Source organism: Allobosea sp. P1_A7 (genome assembly GCF_056406775.1).
Genome location: NZ_JBFTZN010000205.1, coordinates 1 through 13,250, shown reverse-complemented (window position 1 = coordinate 13,250; position 13,250 = coordinate 1). Strand labels below are relative to the sequence as shown.

The 13,250-nt window shown below is 66.4% G+C and carries 13 protein-coding genes and 1 pseudogene; 9 read left to right on the top strand and 5 right to left on the bottom strand.

Annotated elements, in window-relative coordinates; translation table 11 throughout:
- Positions 1 to 682 precede the first annotated feature (682 nt).
- The 5 genes from AC1D34_RS27190 to AC1D34_RS27170 form a co-directional block, all read right to left on the bottom strand.
- Positions 683 to 1,222: a GNAT family N-acetyltransferase gene (locus AC1D34_RS27190; RefSeq protein ID WP_476825873.1), complete on the bottom strand. Its 540-nt coding sequence runs from the start codon at positions 1,220 to 1,222 to the stop codon at positions 683 to 685.
- 499 nt (positions 1,223 to 1,721) lie between these two features.
- Positions 1,722 to 3,299, bottom strand: a complete 1,578-nt coding sequence (locus tag AC1D34_RS27185) for a bifunctional aminoglycoside phosphotransferase/ATP-binding protein (protein ID WP_476825872.1) — start codon at positions 3,297 to 3,299, stop codon at positions 1,722 to 1,724.
- Between the two features lie 507 nt (positions 3,300 to 3,806).
- A complete protein-coding gene (locus tag AC1D34_RS27180; protein WP_441507343.1) occupies positions 3,807 to 4,502 on the bottom strand; it encodes an RES family NAD+ phosphorylase in 696 nt (231 codons plus the stop codon).
- Entirely contained in the window at positions 4,496 to 4,906 is a 411-nt protein-coding gene (locus AC1D34_RS27175) for an MbcA/ParS/Xre antitoxin family protein (protein WP_441507342.1), read from the bottom strand. The genes AC1D34_RS27180 and AC1D34_RS27175 overlap by 7 nt, the downstream gene beginning before the upstream one ends.
- A gap of 115 nt (positions 4,907 to 5,021) precedes the next feature.
- Positions 5,022 to 6,041, bottom strand: coding sequence for a GlxA family transcriptional regulator (locus AC1D34_RS27170; protein WP_441507341.1), 1,020 nt, complete (start codon positions 6,039 to 6,041; stop codon positions 5,022 to 5,024).
- A 105-nt stretch (positions 6,042 to 6,146) separates the two neighbouring features.
- Between AC1D34_RS27170 and AC1D34_RS27165 the strand changes: the two genes are divergently transcribed.
- The 9 genes and pseudogenes from AC1D34_RS27165 to AC1D34_RS27125 form a co-directional block, all read left to right on the top strand.
- Positions 6,147 to 7,190 carry an ABC transporter substrate-binding protein gene (locus AC1D34_RS27165; RefSeq protein ID WP_476825871.1) on the top strand — a complete coding sequence of 348 codons (1,044 nt, stop codon included), beginning with the start codon at positions 6,147 to 6,149 and terminating at the stop codon, positions 7,188 to 7,190.
- Positions 7,191 to 7,236: 46 nt separating this feature from the next.
- Entirely contained in the window at positions 7,237 to 8,295 is a 1,059-nt protein-coding gene (locus tag AC1D34_RS27160; RefSeq protein ID WP_476825870.1) for an ABC transporter ATP-binding protein, read from the top strand.
- Positions 8,295 to 9,128, top strand: coding sequence for an ABC transporter permease (locus AC1D34_RS27155; protein ID WP_441507338.1), 834 nt, complete (start codon positions 8,295 to 8,297; stop codon positions 9,126 to 9,128). Before AC1D34_RS27160 ends, AC1D34_RS27155 begins: the two co-directional genes overlap by 1 nt.
- 1 nt (position 9,129) lies before the next feature.
- Positions 9,130 to 9,915 (top strand): ABC transporter permease, encoded by a 786-nt coding sequence (locus AC1D34_RS27150; protein WP_441507337.1) that lies wholly within the window; start codon positions 9,130 to 9,132, stop codon positions 9,913 to 9,915.
- A gap of 36 nt (positions 9,916 to 9,951) precedes the next feature.
- Positions 9,952 to 10,449, top strand: coding sequence for a proline racemase family protein (locus tag AC1D34_RS27145; protein WP_476825869.1), 498 nt, complete (start codon positions 9,952 to 9,954; stop codon positions 10,447 to 10,449).
- Positions 10,368 to 10,877, top strand: coding sequence for a proline racemase family protein (locus AC1D34_RS27140; protein ID WP_476825874.1), 510 nt, complete (start codon positions 10,368 to 10,370; stop codon positions 10,875 to 10,877). Before AC1D34_RS27145 ends, AC1D34_RS27140 begins: the two co-directional genes overlap by 82 nt.
- Positions 10,878 to 11,026: 149 nt before the next feature.
- A complete protein-coding gene (locus AC1D34_RS27135; protein ID WP_441507335.1) occupies positions 11,027 to 11,734 on the top strand; it encodes a L,D-transpeptidase family protein in 708 nt (235 codons plus the stop codon).
- 555 nt (positions 11,735 to 12,289) lie between these two features.
- A pseudogene (locus AC1D34_RS27130) lies at positions 12,290 to 12,469 on the top strand (YeiH family putative sulfate export transporter); the annotation flags it as partial.
- Positions 12,470 to 12,478: 9 nt separating this feature from the next.
- Positions 12,479 to 13,250, top strand: a 772-nt coding sequence (locus tag AC1D34_RS27125; RefSeq protein ID WP_476825868.1) for a LysR substrate-binding domain-containing protein, incomplete at its 3' end; no start/stop codon positions are given.

The following is a 13,250-nucleotide window of genomic DNA, read 5'->3' as shown; positions in this document are numbered from 1 at the left end:
ATGCGATTGTCCTCCCAATTGCCACGCCCCCGCCCCCTATTTCTACAGCCTGCTGCTGTTGTTACCCGTTCGCGGGACGGCGTTCCTTGTTCTGGCTCAATTATGCCGAACGCGCCTGCTCGCCAGGAAACAATGGGCCCTGATCCTTGAGCCACCGCTCGCCCCCCCCGCTCCGCTCGGTCGTACCTGTCGTTGTCGGCTATCCCTGGCGACTGCTCTTGCCCTCACGCCGAGGCTTGCACGGACACGCGATTGAGAGCCTCGGCCGTCGACATGATCGTGCGCAACATTCCCGACSGTTTCCAATTGTCACCGATGTCATCGACCGGGTGCTGAAGTGCGGGGGGAACGCCGTCTCTGCCAAGCAGGCGATCTGCGACAAGCTGATCGAGCCCGCATGCTCGCTCCGCGAGTGCGGGATCACCATTCCGGTAGCGAGCGCCTGACGCCGGCCCGCGAAGGAGTGAGAGCGGGTACGCGCTCCCTCCGGCCCGCCCGAGAACCGCGGACAGCTGCATGAGGACGAGAGCCAGGTCCTTCGCGCCCGAGGCGCCTGCCAGCATGCGGTGGCATCGGCGCGTCCTTCCAACCGGGCCGCGGATGACAGGGACCTGCGCAGCATCGCCCGGCGGGACCGCGATCTGGCCCCGGGGGCGGCTTCGCAGCCGCCGGCCGTTGCAGGTCAGATGTCGTATTTCATCACGATCTCACCGTCGATGACATCGCCAGTGATGCGAAATCCAACGCCTTCATAAAGCCTGCGCGCCTGCTTGTTCTCCGGTTTCACACCTAGAATGACGCATGGGCAGTCCGGCAACTCTGCAAGGGTATTGAGGATCTGCGTGAGAGCAGCCCGCCCGTAACCCTTGCCCTGAAAGCGCTCGTCGACCATGAGGCGATAGATCCAGTATTTTCCATCGTCCTCATCCAAAGCGTACATGGCAAAACCAACCGGTTCACCCGCCGCTCGAATAATGAGCGGCACGCAGGCAGGATTGTCTTCTGCCTCTTCGAGTGAATCACTATTGCTGACTACGAACGACGCCTGGTTGGCGTGCACGCGCAATGAAAGAACACAGTCGTGTTCCTCAACGCAAAGCTTCTCTACGGCGACAGAACGCATTTCGGCAGCGAAATGCTGCCTTTCTTCTTTCAACATGGCATATTCCTGCGATGCACTTAGATTCGCACCCATCTTGAGATGGTGGATATGGGTGGCCAACGATGCGCCAGAGCGCAGATGTGGTGTTGGCGACACGATCCCGGCGATGCTCGCCGCGGCAGGAATTAGCGCTTGAAGCGAATCCCGACACCAGCGAGCGCTGATTTAGCAAACAGTCTAACCATCGCGCGCCTCCCTGATAATCGCTGAACAGGCTGCCGCGTACACGGCTCTTCGATCTCTGACAACTGGATCACTGACAATTGTCGACGACGCTGCCAGGGGACGCTCGCAGAGCACTTTTATTCAGATCCGTCGCGAGCTTCGGGCGTCCTGTCTGCAGGCGGGGAGCCTGGCACGCCTCGGGCCCGGTCACTTGCTCAGCCCTTGGAGGCCTTTGCGACCGTCTGCCGGATCGTCGCGACGTGGTGCCCGGCCGCATCGGTCCCTGCCGCATAGCCTGCCGTCTGCGCTCGCAGTGACGTCCAGGCGCAGGGTCCGGGAGCCCCGGCACGATGGCGATGGATTTCGCCATGGCAGTCCCCTGTCTCGATCCTGTTCACTTGACCTGGACCCTCTCCTGCCGGCTGAAGCCCGCAGCCGGCCAGATCGCCTGCGCCACGGCTTGCGAGCCGATCGCGGTCAGAGCGGCAGCAGTGACGACGCCGGTGTCTTCCCCGGCGGCAATTCTCGTCCAGTCGCTCGCAGCACCCCGCCGCGCGAGCTGGGCCATGACGACCTCCGGCGTGGCATCCGATACGTCGCCGCGCCGCGCCGCGACACGCTCGACCAGCATCTGGGCCGGAGCATCAAGCCAGAGCCCCCGAAACGGCACACCGACATGTCGCGCCGTCTCCTCGATCCGCTCCCGTTCGACCCGACGGTCGAAGACGGCGTCGGCGATCGCGGCATGGCCCTGCACAATCATGCTCCCGGCAAGCTCCGCCATCGCGCGATAGGTCCGGGTGGAGACGTCATCGGCATAGGCGCTGGAGGGCAACCGCGTCTCGGGCGCGACGCCGTACATGTGTTTCCGGATGCGGTCGCTCGCAGCGATGCGGGCGCCCGGAACGGGCCCGAGGCTCGATGCGAGCCTGGCGGCGAGCGTCGATTTCCCCGAGCCCGAATAGCCGCCGATCGCGACGAGGATGGCCGGCCTTGGCTTCAGGAGGTCGCGGCAAAGCTGGAGATAGGCCTGGGCTTCGGACATCCTCGCGGCGGCCGCCTTGCCGCTGTCGATCGCGGTGACATGAGCCCGAACGGCCGCTCTCACCGCCATCAGGAAGGGCAGCAGGCGCAGGCCGGTTTCATCGYCAATCGTGTCGAGATAGCGATTGRACAGGACATTGGCGAGGCTTTCGAGCTTGCGGTGCCAGAGATCCATCAGAACGAAGGCGAGGTCGTAGAGGATATCCGCCGTGGCGAGATCCTCGTCGAACTCCAGACAATCGAAGAGCAGCGGCTTTCCGTCGATCAGGCAGATATTGCGCAGGTGCAGATCGCCATGCCCACGCCGGACCTTGCCATCGCCCGCCCTCTGGTCGAGCAATCCGGCATGGCGCGCCAACGCCTCGCGGCAGGCTGCGGTGACCGCCTCGACCTCGCGGCAAGGCAGGATGTCCGCGCTGGCGAAGGCACGCTCGTTGACCGCGAGCACGCGCTCCATCCGCCTGGCGCCCTCGGCATCCGTCGAGACGGGCGCCGAGCGGTGGAACCGGGCGATGTCGCCGCCGAGATCGGCCGAGATGGCCGCGGTGAGCCCTCCTCTCTCGGCCATGCGGTCGAACAGGAAGCTGTCGTCGAAGCGTTTCATCTCCACGACCGCGTCGACCAGTTCTCCCTGGCCGTTCAAGGCCAGGCTTCCGTCAGGCTCGCGGGTGACGCGATGAACCATGCGATACAGATCCGGCGCCGTCCGGCGGTTCAGCACCAGCTCATGCTCGCACATCGCCAGCCGCAATTGCGGCGTCGACAGATCGATATAGGGCAGTTTGACGGAGCGCTTCAGCTTGAGGGCCCGCGAGCCGATCAGCAGAACGAACGAGATATGGGTGGAAACCATCTCCGCCGCCTCGCAGCCGAAGGCATTCGGCGACGTCAGAAAGGAGATCGTCTCGTGCTGACCGGGGGTCTGCATGGTTGAGGCTCCGAACCCTGGACGCCATCATCCTCCTGTTTCGCAGCACAGCATTGATTTCCATCAAGTTTTCCTGCCCGCCGCGCGCGCAGTCTCGGGCGATCCTTGGAATGGCGCCGAACGGACCTGCGGGCGCCGACCTCGGCCGGCCCCAGCCCTGTCGGCGTTCGACTTGATCCGGATCAAGGACAGCTGATGGTTTTGCGCCATTCTGCGGACCGAAGCTCATATCGCGCAGAACCGCCGCCATGACCGAAGGAAGCGTGTCCCGCTGGAATGCCAGGTTGAGGTCCTTCTGGCGGGCCCTTCGCAGGGATCCTGCAACCCAGGTCGCAGCCGAGCTGGACCGGAAGCCCACCATCGCGTTCTGGCTGCATCTTCGGGGCTTCGTCAGCCTTGTTCGCGAAATCATCTCGCGCTGACGCGAACGCCGCCGGCGACCATTCCGTGATCGATCCTCTCGGAAAGAAGGCGTGACCGGCCAAGGACTTGAGTCCGCTTCTTCGGCTACAGCGCCAGGATCGTCCCTGTCCGGCAGTTCCGCACCCTGTCAACGCGGGCGCCGTCCCAGTGGAAGTCGTAATGGTCGCCCTGCACCGGGATCGGGATCAGGTCGGGCCAGAAGATCGCGATGCACTCTGCGCCGGGGCAGCGCACGCTCAGGTACAAAAACCCGTTCGATCCCGCCGCCCGCATCTGCCGCGCGAGGGCTTGGGAGGCGGAATAGTCGTCCGCGTCGTGCAACTCGCTCCGGGCCCGGACATCATGCAGGTCGAGATCGACCTGGTTGATCAGCACGCGGAACTGTGAGGTCCAGCCGCTCTCCTCCCGGCTCGCCGCCATCGCCCGGCCATGGTGATGCGCGACCTCGCGGATCGCGACTTCATCGCTCTGGCCGGCGGAATAGACGCCCCAGGTGCCGTCGGTGAACCGGCCTGGCCGATCCGTGCTGATATGGACGAAGGGCGCCATCAGGTAGCTCGCCCCATGTCCAGCGACACGTCGCGCCGGCGGAACGAGATCGAGCCGGCCGATCTGCTCCCAGATCCGTGGATTGGTCTTCGACTCGATCGAGGCCAGCGCCTCCCAGTCGCTCGGGTCGGCGATGTCCTCGAACAGGTCGATCGGCGGATAGATCGAGCGGATGATCCGGTAGGCCCTGAGCCAGTGGACGCGGATGACGGGCGCGGCCTCGCTCACCAACCACCACGCTCGGCATCGAGATAGGAGCGCACCCGGGCCAGCGAGAAGATGTCGCCCTGCGCCATGATCTCGACCGGGGCCCGGCCGCCAAAGGCGTCGTTCGGCTTGCCGACCCAGGCATAGCCGCGCTCAGGGTCGGTGAAGAGCGTGCGCAGGCCCTTGTGGATGCCCATCAGCAGGGACAGGCGGGTGGCCAGGTCCCGGTCGATCCGGCCATGGTCCCCTGCCTTCCAACGGGCATAGGTCCGGGCGGAAAGCCCGCCCAGGATCTCGCGCGCGACGGCGTCGGTCAGGCCCCATTTTTCGAAGAGCCTGATCACCGCCCGGGCGGCCGCGGCGGCCTCCTCGACCGTAATCTCCGGCACCGCCGGGGTCGCAACAGTCCGGGGGATCTCTACAAGCATGGCGCACCTCACTTCGGCATGAAATAAGGATACTTATGCCAAATGGCAATATCCGCCCCGCTTCGGCCGCTGATGCTGCCTCAGAGCTGAAGACGACAGGTACCGGTCGGCCGCGCTAGCCCTTCTGCCGGAGCCTGCGCGGCGATTCCCCGAAGCTCGCCTTGAAGTCGCGCGAGAGATGGGCGCTGTCGGCAAAGCCCGCGCCCATGGCGATGTCGGTGAGCGAGCGCTTGCTGTTCAGGATCAGCCAGCGCGCATAGTCCAGCCGCAGCTTGCGCTGGAACGCCGCGGGACTCTGGCCCAGCGACATGCCGAACAGGCGCTCGAGCTGGCGCGGGCTGACGCCGACATAGCGCGCAACCGCGGCGATCGGCGGGGGATTGTCGAGGCGCTGTTCGATGAATTGCGCGGCCTGCTGAACCCGGACGTCGAGATGGGAGCCGATCTGCGCGTAGAAATGCGGCTGCGGCATCTCGGCCGGCCGCATGTCCTGCAGCATCATGTGGCGCATCGCCTGCTGGGCCTTGTCCCGGCCGCAATGGCGCGCGACGAGATAGAGGCCGAGATCGATCGCGGCCGTCGAGCCGGCGCAGGTGATCAGGTCGCCCTCGTCGATGAAAAGCCGTTCCACCCCTGCCGAAACCCTGGGAAAGCGCTGCTTGAAGGCATCCAGCACGTTCCAGTGCACGCAGACCCGGCGCGGACCGACCAGCCCTGCCCTGGCGATCGCAAAGGTGCCGGTGCAGATGCCCAGCAGGCGCGCGCCCGACGCCGCCGCCCGCCTGAGATAGTCGAGCAGGCTCTCGGGCAAGGCGTCGTTGAGATAGTCGTTGCCGCCGCAGACGGCGACATAGTCGAACCCGGCCGGATCGAGCAGGGCCGCATTCGGTGCAACCGAGACACCGCAGCTCGAGCGTCGCGGCTCTCCGTCGAGGCTCATCACGGTCCAGCTCGCATGCAGCTGGCGACTGCGGCCGCCATGGTCCGCCGCCAGCCGCAGCACATCGATCAGGCCGGAGAAAGCGGCGAGCGTGAACTGGTCGAGCAGGACGAAGCCGATCCGCAGCCGCGAAACGGGGATGGGCGCGGATTGCGGCCGCTCGCTGGCCGATGGCGGAAACTGCGCTGTGTTCATGTCGTGATTATTCAAATTTCTGGCCGGCGAATTCTAGTGCCTTTCGTGCGCCGCGCCCACCATGATCGTAGAAGCGCGAAGACGCTCAGGCAGAGGAGAACGACGATGAACAGACCCGCCCGGCTGGCGAGCGCCATGCTCGCGACCACCCTGCTGACCGCGCCGGCGCTGRCCCAGCAACCCGCTTCTATCACGGTCGCCTGGTATGGCGGCAACTGGGGCGACGCCTTCCGCGCCTGCGTCGCCGAACCCTTCACCAAGGCGACCGGCATCGCCGTGAAGCCGGAGATCGGCACCTCGACCGTCACCCTGTCGAAGCTGCAGCAACAGAAGGCGGCTCCCACCATCGACGTCGCCTGGATGGATGGCGGCATCAGCGAGCTGGCGCTCGCCGCGGAGGTAACCGACACCCTCGACGCGGCAGCGATCCCCAATCTCGCCAACACGCTGCCCGAGGCCATCTACAAGAGCGGTTCGACCACCTATGCAGTCGGCACCGGCTATTACTCGCTCGGGCTCACCTACAACACCCAGAAGGTCAAGGCCGCCCCGACATCGTGGAACGACCTCTGGAAGCCGGAATTCGAGGATGCCGTCACCATCCCCTCCCCCGCGAATTCGGCGGGCGTGCCCTTCGTCATGTTCCTCTCGAAGATCTGGGGTGGCACTCCCGGCGACCTCGCCCCGACCTTCAAGAAGATCAAGGAGCTCAAGGCCGCCCTGTTCTTCGATTCCTCGGGCGCCGCGACCAATGCCTACCAGAGCGGCGAAGCGATCATCGGCGCGCATTTCAACGTCGGCGCCTGGGACCTTGCCGACAAGGGCCTGCCGATCGGCTTCGTCGTGCCCAAGGAAGGCGCCTGGGCAACCGATGCCCGGCTCCATCTGGTGAAGGGCACGCCGAAGAAGGACGCGGCTGCGAAATTCATCAACCAGGCGCTGACGCCCGAAGCCTCCGGCTGCCTCGCCGAGAAGCTCTATCTCGGCCCGTCCGTGAAGAACGTCGTCGTCAAGCCCGAGACCGCGCGCAAGCTGCCCTGGGGCGAGACCGGCTCGGTCAAGACCCTGCAGCTCTTCGACTGGACGGAGATCAACGCGCTGCGTTCAGGCGTCGTCGACGCCTGGAACCGCGAGATCGCGCGCAAGTGAACGACCTGCGCGCGAACGACCGGGCACGAGCACCACGAGCCGCAGCATGAGCACCCCCATCCTTGCCATCGACGGCCTGTCCAAGCATTTCGGCGGGCACGCGGCCCTGACGGAGATCGACCTCTCTGTCGAGCAGGGCGAGTTCATCGCGCTGCTCGGCCCGTCGGGTTGCGGCAAGACCACGCTGCTGCGCTGCATCGCCGGCTTCCTGACGCCGGAGGCCGGCACGGTCAGGCTCGCCGGCGAGGATGTGACACGGCTGCCGCCCTATCGCCGCCCGCTCAACACGGTGTTCCAGAACTACGCGCTCTTCCCGCATATGAGCGTCCTGGAAAATGTCGCCTATGGGCCGCGCCGGCAGGGCACGTCGAAGGGCGAGGCAACCCAGCGCAGCACCGAGGCGCTGGAGCTCGTCGGCCTCGCCGGCTTCGGCGAGCGCCTGCCGGCCCAGCTCTCCGGCGGCCAGCAGCAGCGCGTGGCGCTGGCGCGCGCCATCGTCAACCGGCCTCAGCTGCTGCTGCTCGACGAGCCGCTGAGCGCGCTCGACCTGAAGCTGCGCAAGAAGGTCCAGGGCGAGCTCARGCAGATCCAGCACCGGCTCGGCATCGCCTTCCTGTTCGTGACGCATGACCAGGACGAGGCGATGAGCATGGCCGACCGGATCGTGCTGATGAACCGCGGCCGCATCGAGCAGATCGGCCGCGGCCAGGACATCTATGCCCGGCCGGCGAGCCGCTTCGCCGCCGACTTCATCGGCGATGCCAACCTGCTCCAGGTCGAGCGGCGCGGCGACGGCAGCCTGTCCCTTCTGGACGGCGCGATCATCCGTCCCGCCTGCGACGCTCCGCAAGGCGCGCTAACCGGCGTGCTGCGGCCCGAGGATATCCTCATTGCGCCGGAGCCCGTCGCCGATCGCCTCTCCCTGCCGGCCGTGCTCTCCGAGATCACCCATGTCGGCAGCCATGCCCTCGTCACGGTCTTGGTCGGCGGCACCGTCCTGACGGCCAGGCTCGCGCCGTCGGCGCTGGCGGGCCTCGCGCCGGGCCAGCCGGTCTTCGCCACGATCCGCCCCGGCGATCTCAGCCTCGTGCCGGTGGACGCGTGATGAGCGGGAGGCTGCGCACGGTCGTGCTGCTTTGCGCCCTGCCGGCGGCGTTCTTCGTCGCCTTCTTCCTGGCGCCGATGGCGGTCGTCCTGATCGCGAGCCTGACCACGCCGGATGGTCACCTGACCTTCGCGCATTACCTGCGCATCCTCGCCGACAGCTATCACTGGGACGTGCTGTGGGTGACCTTCCGGATCGGCGCGCTGACCACGCTCGTCTCAGTCGTGATCGGCTATCCGCTCGCCTGGTACCTCGTGCGCGTGGTGCGCTGGCGGCCCTGGCGCCGGTTCTGCGTCATCCTGCTCATCGTGCCGCTGTTCACCAGCAACATCGTACGCTCCTTCGGCTGGATGGTGCTGCTCGGCCGCAACGGCCTCGTCAATGACGGCCTGATCGGGCTGGGCCTGATCGAGCGGCCGATGCGCTTCCTCGGCACCGAGCTCGGCATCCTGATCGGCCTCGTCTACATCCTGCTGCCCTTCATCGTGCTGGCGGTCGGCAACGCGCTCGCCAAGGTCGATCCGGCGCTCGAACACGCCTCCGCCGATCTCGGCGCGACGCCGGCCGGCACCTTCTGGAAGATCACCTTCCCGCTCAGCCTGCCCGGGCTGATGGCCGGCGCGGTCATGGTCTTCATGCTGGCGGTCAGCGCTTATGTCACGCCGGCGCTGCTCAGCGGCGGGCGGATCACCGTCTTCTCCATGCTGATCTTCCAGCAATACAGCTCGGTCTTCGACTTCAACTATGGCGGCGCGCTCAGCATCACCATGCTGGTGCTGACGCTGGTGCTCGTCACGCTCGCCGGGCGCCTCAGCGAGCCGAGGAGAGCCTGAAATGGTCACGCACCTCGTCAGGATCATCTCCCTTGCGGCACTCGCCTATCTCGCCCTGCCGCTCGTCGTGCTGGTCGGCGCCTCGCTGACCACGACCAGCTTCCTCGCCTTCCCGCCGCAGGGGCTCACCCTCGCCTGGTACGGCAAGATGCTGGGCGACCCGTCCTACGTCTCGGCCTTCATGACCAGCACGCTGCTCGCGATCGCCGCGACCATCGTCGCGGTCGTGCTGGCGGTGCCCGCCGCGATCGCGATCGCTCGCTATCGCTTTCCCGGCCGCCGCCTGCTGTCGGAAATCCTGATGTCGCCGCTGATCCTGCCGCATGTCGTGCTCGGCGCGGCGCTGCTGCAATATGGCAGCGCGATCGGCCTGGTGCGCAGCTTCACGGCCCTGCTCGTCGGGCATGTCGTGATCATCATGCCCTTCGTCCTGCGCGCCGTGCTGCCGCAGCTCAGCGACGAGCAGCGCAGCCTGGAGGAGGCGTCGGCCGATCTCGGGGCTAGGCCGCTGACGACCTTCTTCCTGGTGACGCTGCCGCAGATCCGCAGCGGGCTCGTCAGCGGCGCGATCTTCGCTTTCATCGCCTCCTTCATCAATGTCGAGCTCAGCATCTTCAACACCACGGCCGAGCTGACCACGATCCCGGTCAAGCTGTTCAACTACGTCCAGTACACGATCGACCCGATGATCGCGGCGGTCTCCGGCCTGACGATCATCGTCGCCGCGATCGTGATCGTGCTGCTCGACCTCACCATCGGCCTCGACGTGCTCTCCGAGCGCCGCTGATCCCGTCCACCCCGTTTAGTCCCAAGGAGCCCGCACATGCGCCAGCAGAATATCTTCGACGTCGTCTACACCCATACCGAGGGCGAGCCCCTCTGCATCATCCATAGCGGGATTCCCTATCCCGCCGGCTCGAACATCCTGGAGAAGCGCCGCTTCCTCGAGGAGAACTACGACTGGCTGCGCTGCGCGCTGATGCGCGAGCCGCGCGGGCACAAGGACATGTTCGGCGTGTTCCTGACGCCGCCGTCGAGCCCGGACTACGATGCCGGCCTGATCTATATCGACGGCACGCAGTACTCCCATATGTGCGGCCACGGCACGATCGCGGTCGGCATGGCGATGGTCGCGCTCGGGCTCGTCCGGCGCGGCGCCAATGGCGTCACGACGATCCGCTTCGCGGCACCTCGCTGCGGATCTCGCCGGAGAACGGCTCGGAGCTCTCCCGGCTCGGCATTATCGCCCGCGAGCAGCTGCGCCAGAAGGTTGCCATCCAGCACCCGGCGTCGAGCCACATCAACAATTTCAACTTCGTGACCTTCTGGCACGAGCCGACGATCGAGGGCGCTTTCTACAAGAACGTCCACGTCTTCTCCGCCGGCCAGCTCGACCGCTCGCCGGGCGGCACCGGCACGAGCGCGATGATGGCGATGTATGAGGCGCGCGGCCTGCTCGCGTTGCACCAGCCGATCCGCTCGGAAGGGCTGCTCGGGTCGGGAACCTTCGAAGGCTGCCTGATCGGCGAGGCGAACCTGAACGGCACGGGCCAGGCCGTCCCGGCGCGACCGGCTTCATGGCTCCGCAAGGCCCCGGCCCGCGCCAGAGCCGCGCGCCCCTCGCCCGGCCCGAATGCGCAAAATGCCGGGCGAATGAGCCGAGGCGCCGCTGACCCGAGCGGTGCCGTGACCTGCACGTTTTTGTCGAAGCCACCGCGACGTAACGCTGCGAGACAGCGTGGACGGTAGCGGGCTTGGTGCATGGCAAGCCCCGTGCAACAAAGGCCAGAGCTTGCCAGCCGGGCCATGTCCCGGCAATCTTAGCTCAGGAAGACGCTCAGCGGGTGTATGCCCGAGTATTCTCTCGTCGGGCAGCAAGACATGGGAAGTCCAAAATCATGATCATGGACGGTGGCAATGCCGATGCCGGCAAGATGGACGAGATCGCTCTGATCGGGCGTCGCACGGGACTTATCAACCGCCGGTCGTTTCTGGTCGGTTCTGCCGCCGGCGTCGGCGCGCTCGGACTCGCCGGCTGCACGACCGACGGCATGAGCCTCGCCGAGGCGGCCAAGATCTACGGGCCGGTGCCCGAAGAGAAATTCCCGATCCCGGCTGTCGATGTCAGCAAGGTCGATCCGAAATATTATCGCCGGACCGTTCGCTACGAGACCAAGGAAGCGCCCGGTACGATTATCGTCGACCCCGGCAATTACTACGTTTACCGCGTCGAGGACGACGGATCGGCCACCCGCTATGGCGCCAATGTCGGCCGCGACGGGTTCCGGTGGAGCGGGGACGCCTATATCGGGCGCAAGGCGGAATGGGCGACCTGGACACCGCCCAAGGAGATGATCAAGCGCCAGCCCGAGGCGGCCAAATACGCCCGCGGCATGCCCGGCGGCCTCGAAAACCCGCTCGGCGCCCGCACGCTCTATCTCTATCAGAACGGCGCCTACACGCTCTACACGATCTACGCCTCCAGCGACCCCGAATCGATCGGGAACGGCATCACAAGCGGCTGTGTCGGCCTGCTCAGCCAGGACATGATGCACCTGTACTCGCGTACGCCGGTCAAGACGAAGGTCGTCGTCCTGCCGGCATAGCAACGGTCAGTCCCCGGTCCAGGCGCCGCCCGGCCCCGAGAACAGCGACGGCGCGCATTGGTGGAACTTACCTTCGCTGAAGGCTTCCACTGCCAGAAGAACTGAGCCCGTCGGCTCGCCGCCGCCTGTGAATGCATACGCCAGGTGCGGGCTCCAATCCGGAATGAGGCGAGCATCGCACCAGGTTGCAGCCAGAGCGCCAGTTCTCCCACATTCGCGCCATCTGTCGCGGCGATGGCGCCGGACTCGGCCGCAGCAAATGGGTGCCGAGCCCATCGGGCCGCTCGGCGCCACACATGTCCCGTCGCTCGCATGTCTCCAATCCGACAGAGGCCGCCGTTGAAACTCGCCAGAGATCGGCCCTGACGGCGCACCACGTTCACCTTGGAACACCCGCGATCGCTGCCGCCTGCATTCAGCCGATTTCATCCTCCGTTCGCCCCTCGCCGAGCACGGCTCTGCGCCTCCCGGCAAGCCCTCGCGCCGGGGATCAATCGTCTCCGTCGATCATTACGTCGCCATGGTCGGCCTCGCGTYGTCAGCGTGCGAAGCCCAGCCAAGTCGCTGATCGTTCTTTCCACCACCTTCCTCCTCTCGATGGCGCTGGCCGCGATGGGGCTCGAGACCGATATCGCCAAGCTCAGGGCCAAATGCCTGCGCCCTCTCCTGCTCGGCCTTGCGGCCTTTCCTTTCATCGCGTCATTCAGTCTGATGCGGATGAAGCTCACGATGTGAAGGATCGCGATGACGCTCGAACAGCTCAGGATCTTCGTCGCGGTCGCCGAGCGCGAACATGTCACAAAAGCCGCGACCGAGCTGAACCTGACCCAGTCGGYGACGAGCGCCGCGGTCGCGGCCCTGGAAGCGCGCCATGCGGTCAAACTGTTCGATCGCATCGGCCGGCGCATCACGCTGACCGATGCCGGCCGGCTCTTCCTGGCCGAGGCGCGCGCCGTGCTCTCCCGCGCCGCCTCGGCCGAGGCCGTGCTGGCCGATCTCGCCGGGCTGAAGCGCGGCCGGCTCGCCTTCGCCGCGAGCCAGACCGTCGCCAATTACTGGCTGCCGCCGCTGCTGCACGCCTTTAGGGCGCGCCATCCCGGCATCGAAACGCCGCTGACGATCGGCAACACGCAAACTGTCGCTCAGGCCGTCCATGACGGGCTCGCCGATCTCGGCATCGTCGAGGGGGAGATCGACGACCCGCATCTGGCGATCTCGCCGGTGGCCGAAGACGAGATGGTGCTGGTCGTCGCCCGCGGGCATCGCTGGGCCGGCGCAGCCGCGCTCGCAAGCGCGGCCTTCGCCGAGGCGCCCTGGGTCCTGCGCGAGCCGGGCTCGGGCACGCGCCGGCTGTTCGAAGACCTGCTGGCACGCGACGGCCGGAGCCTCGCGGAACTCGACATCGCGCTTGAATTGCCCTCGAACGAAGCCGTCAGGGCGGCGGTGGAGGCCGGTGCCGGGGCGACCGTGGTCTCGCGCCTGGTGGTCGCGGCGGCGCTGCGGGCCGGGTCACTGG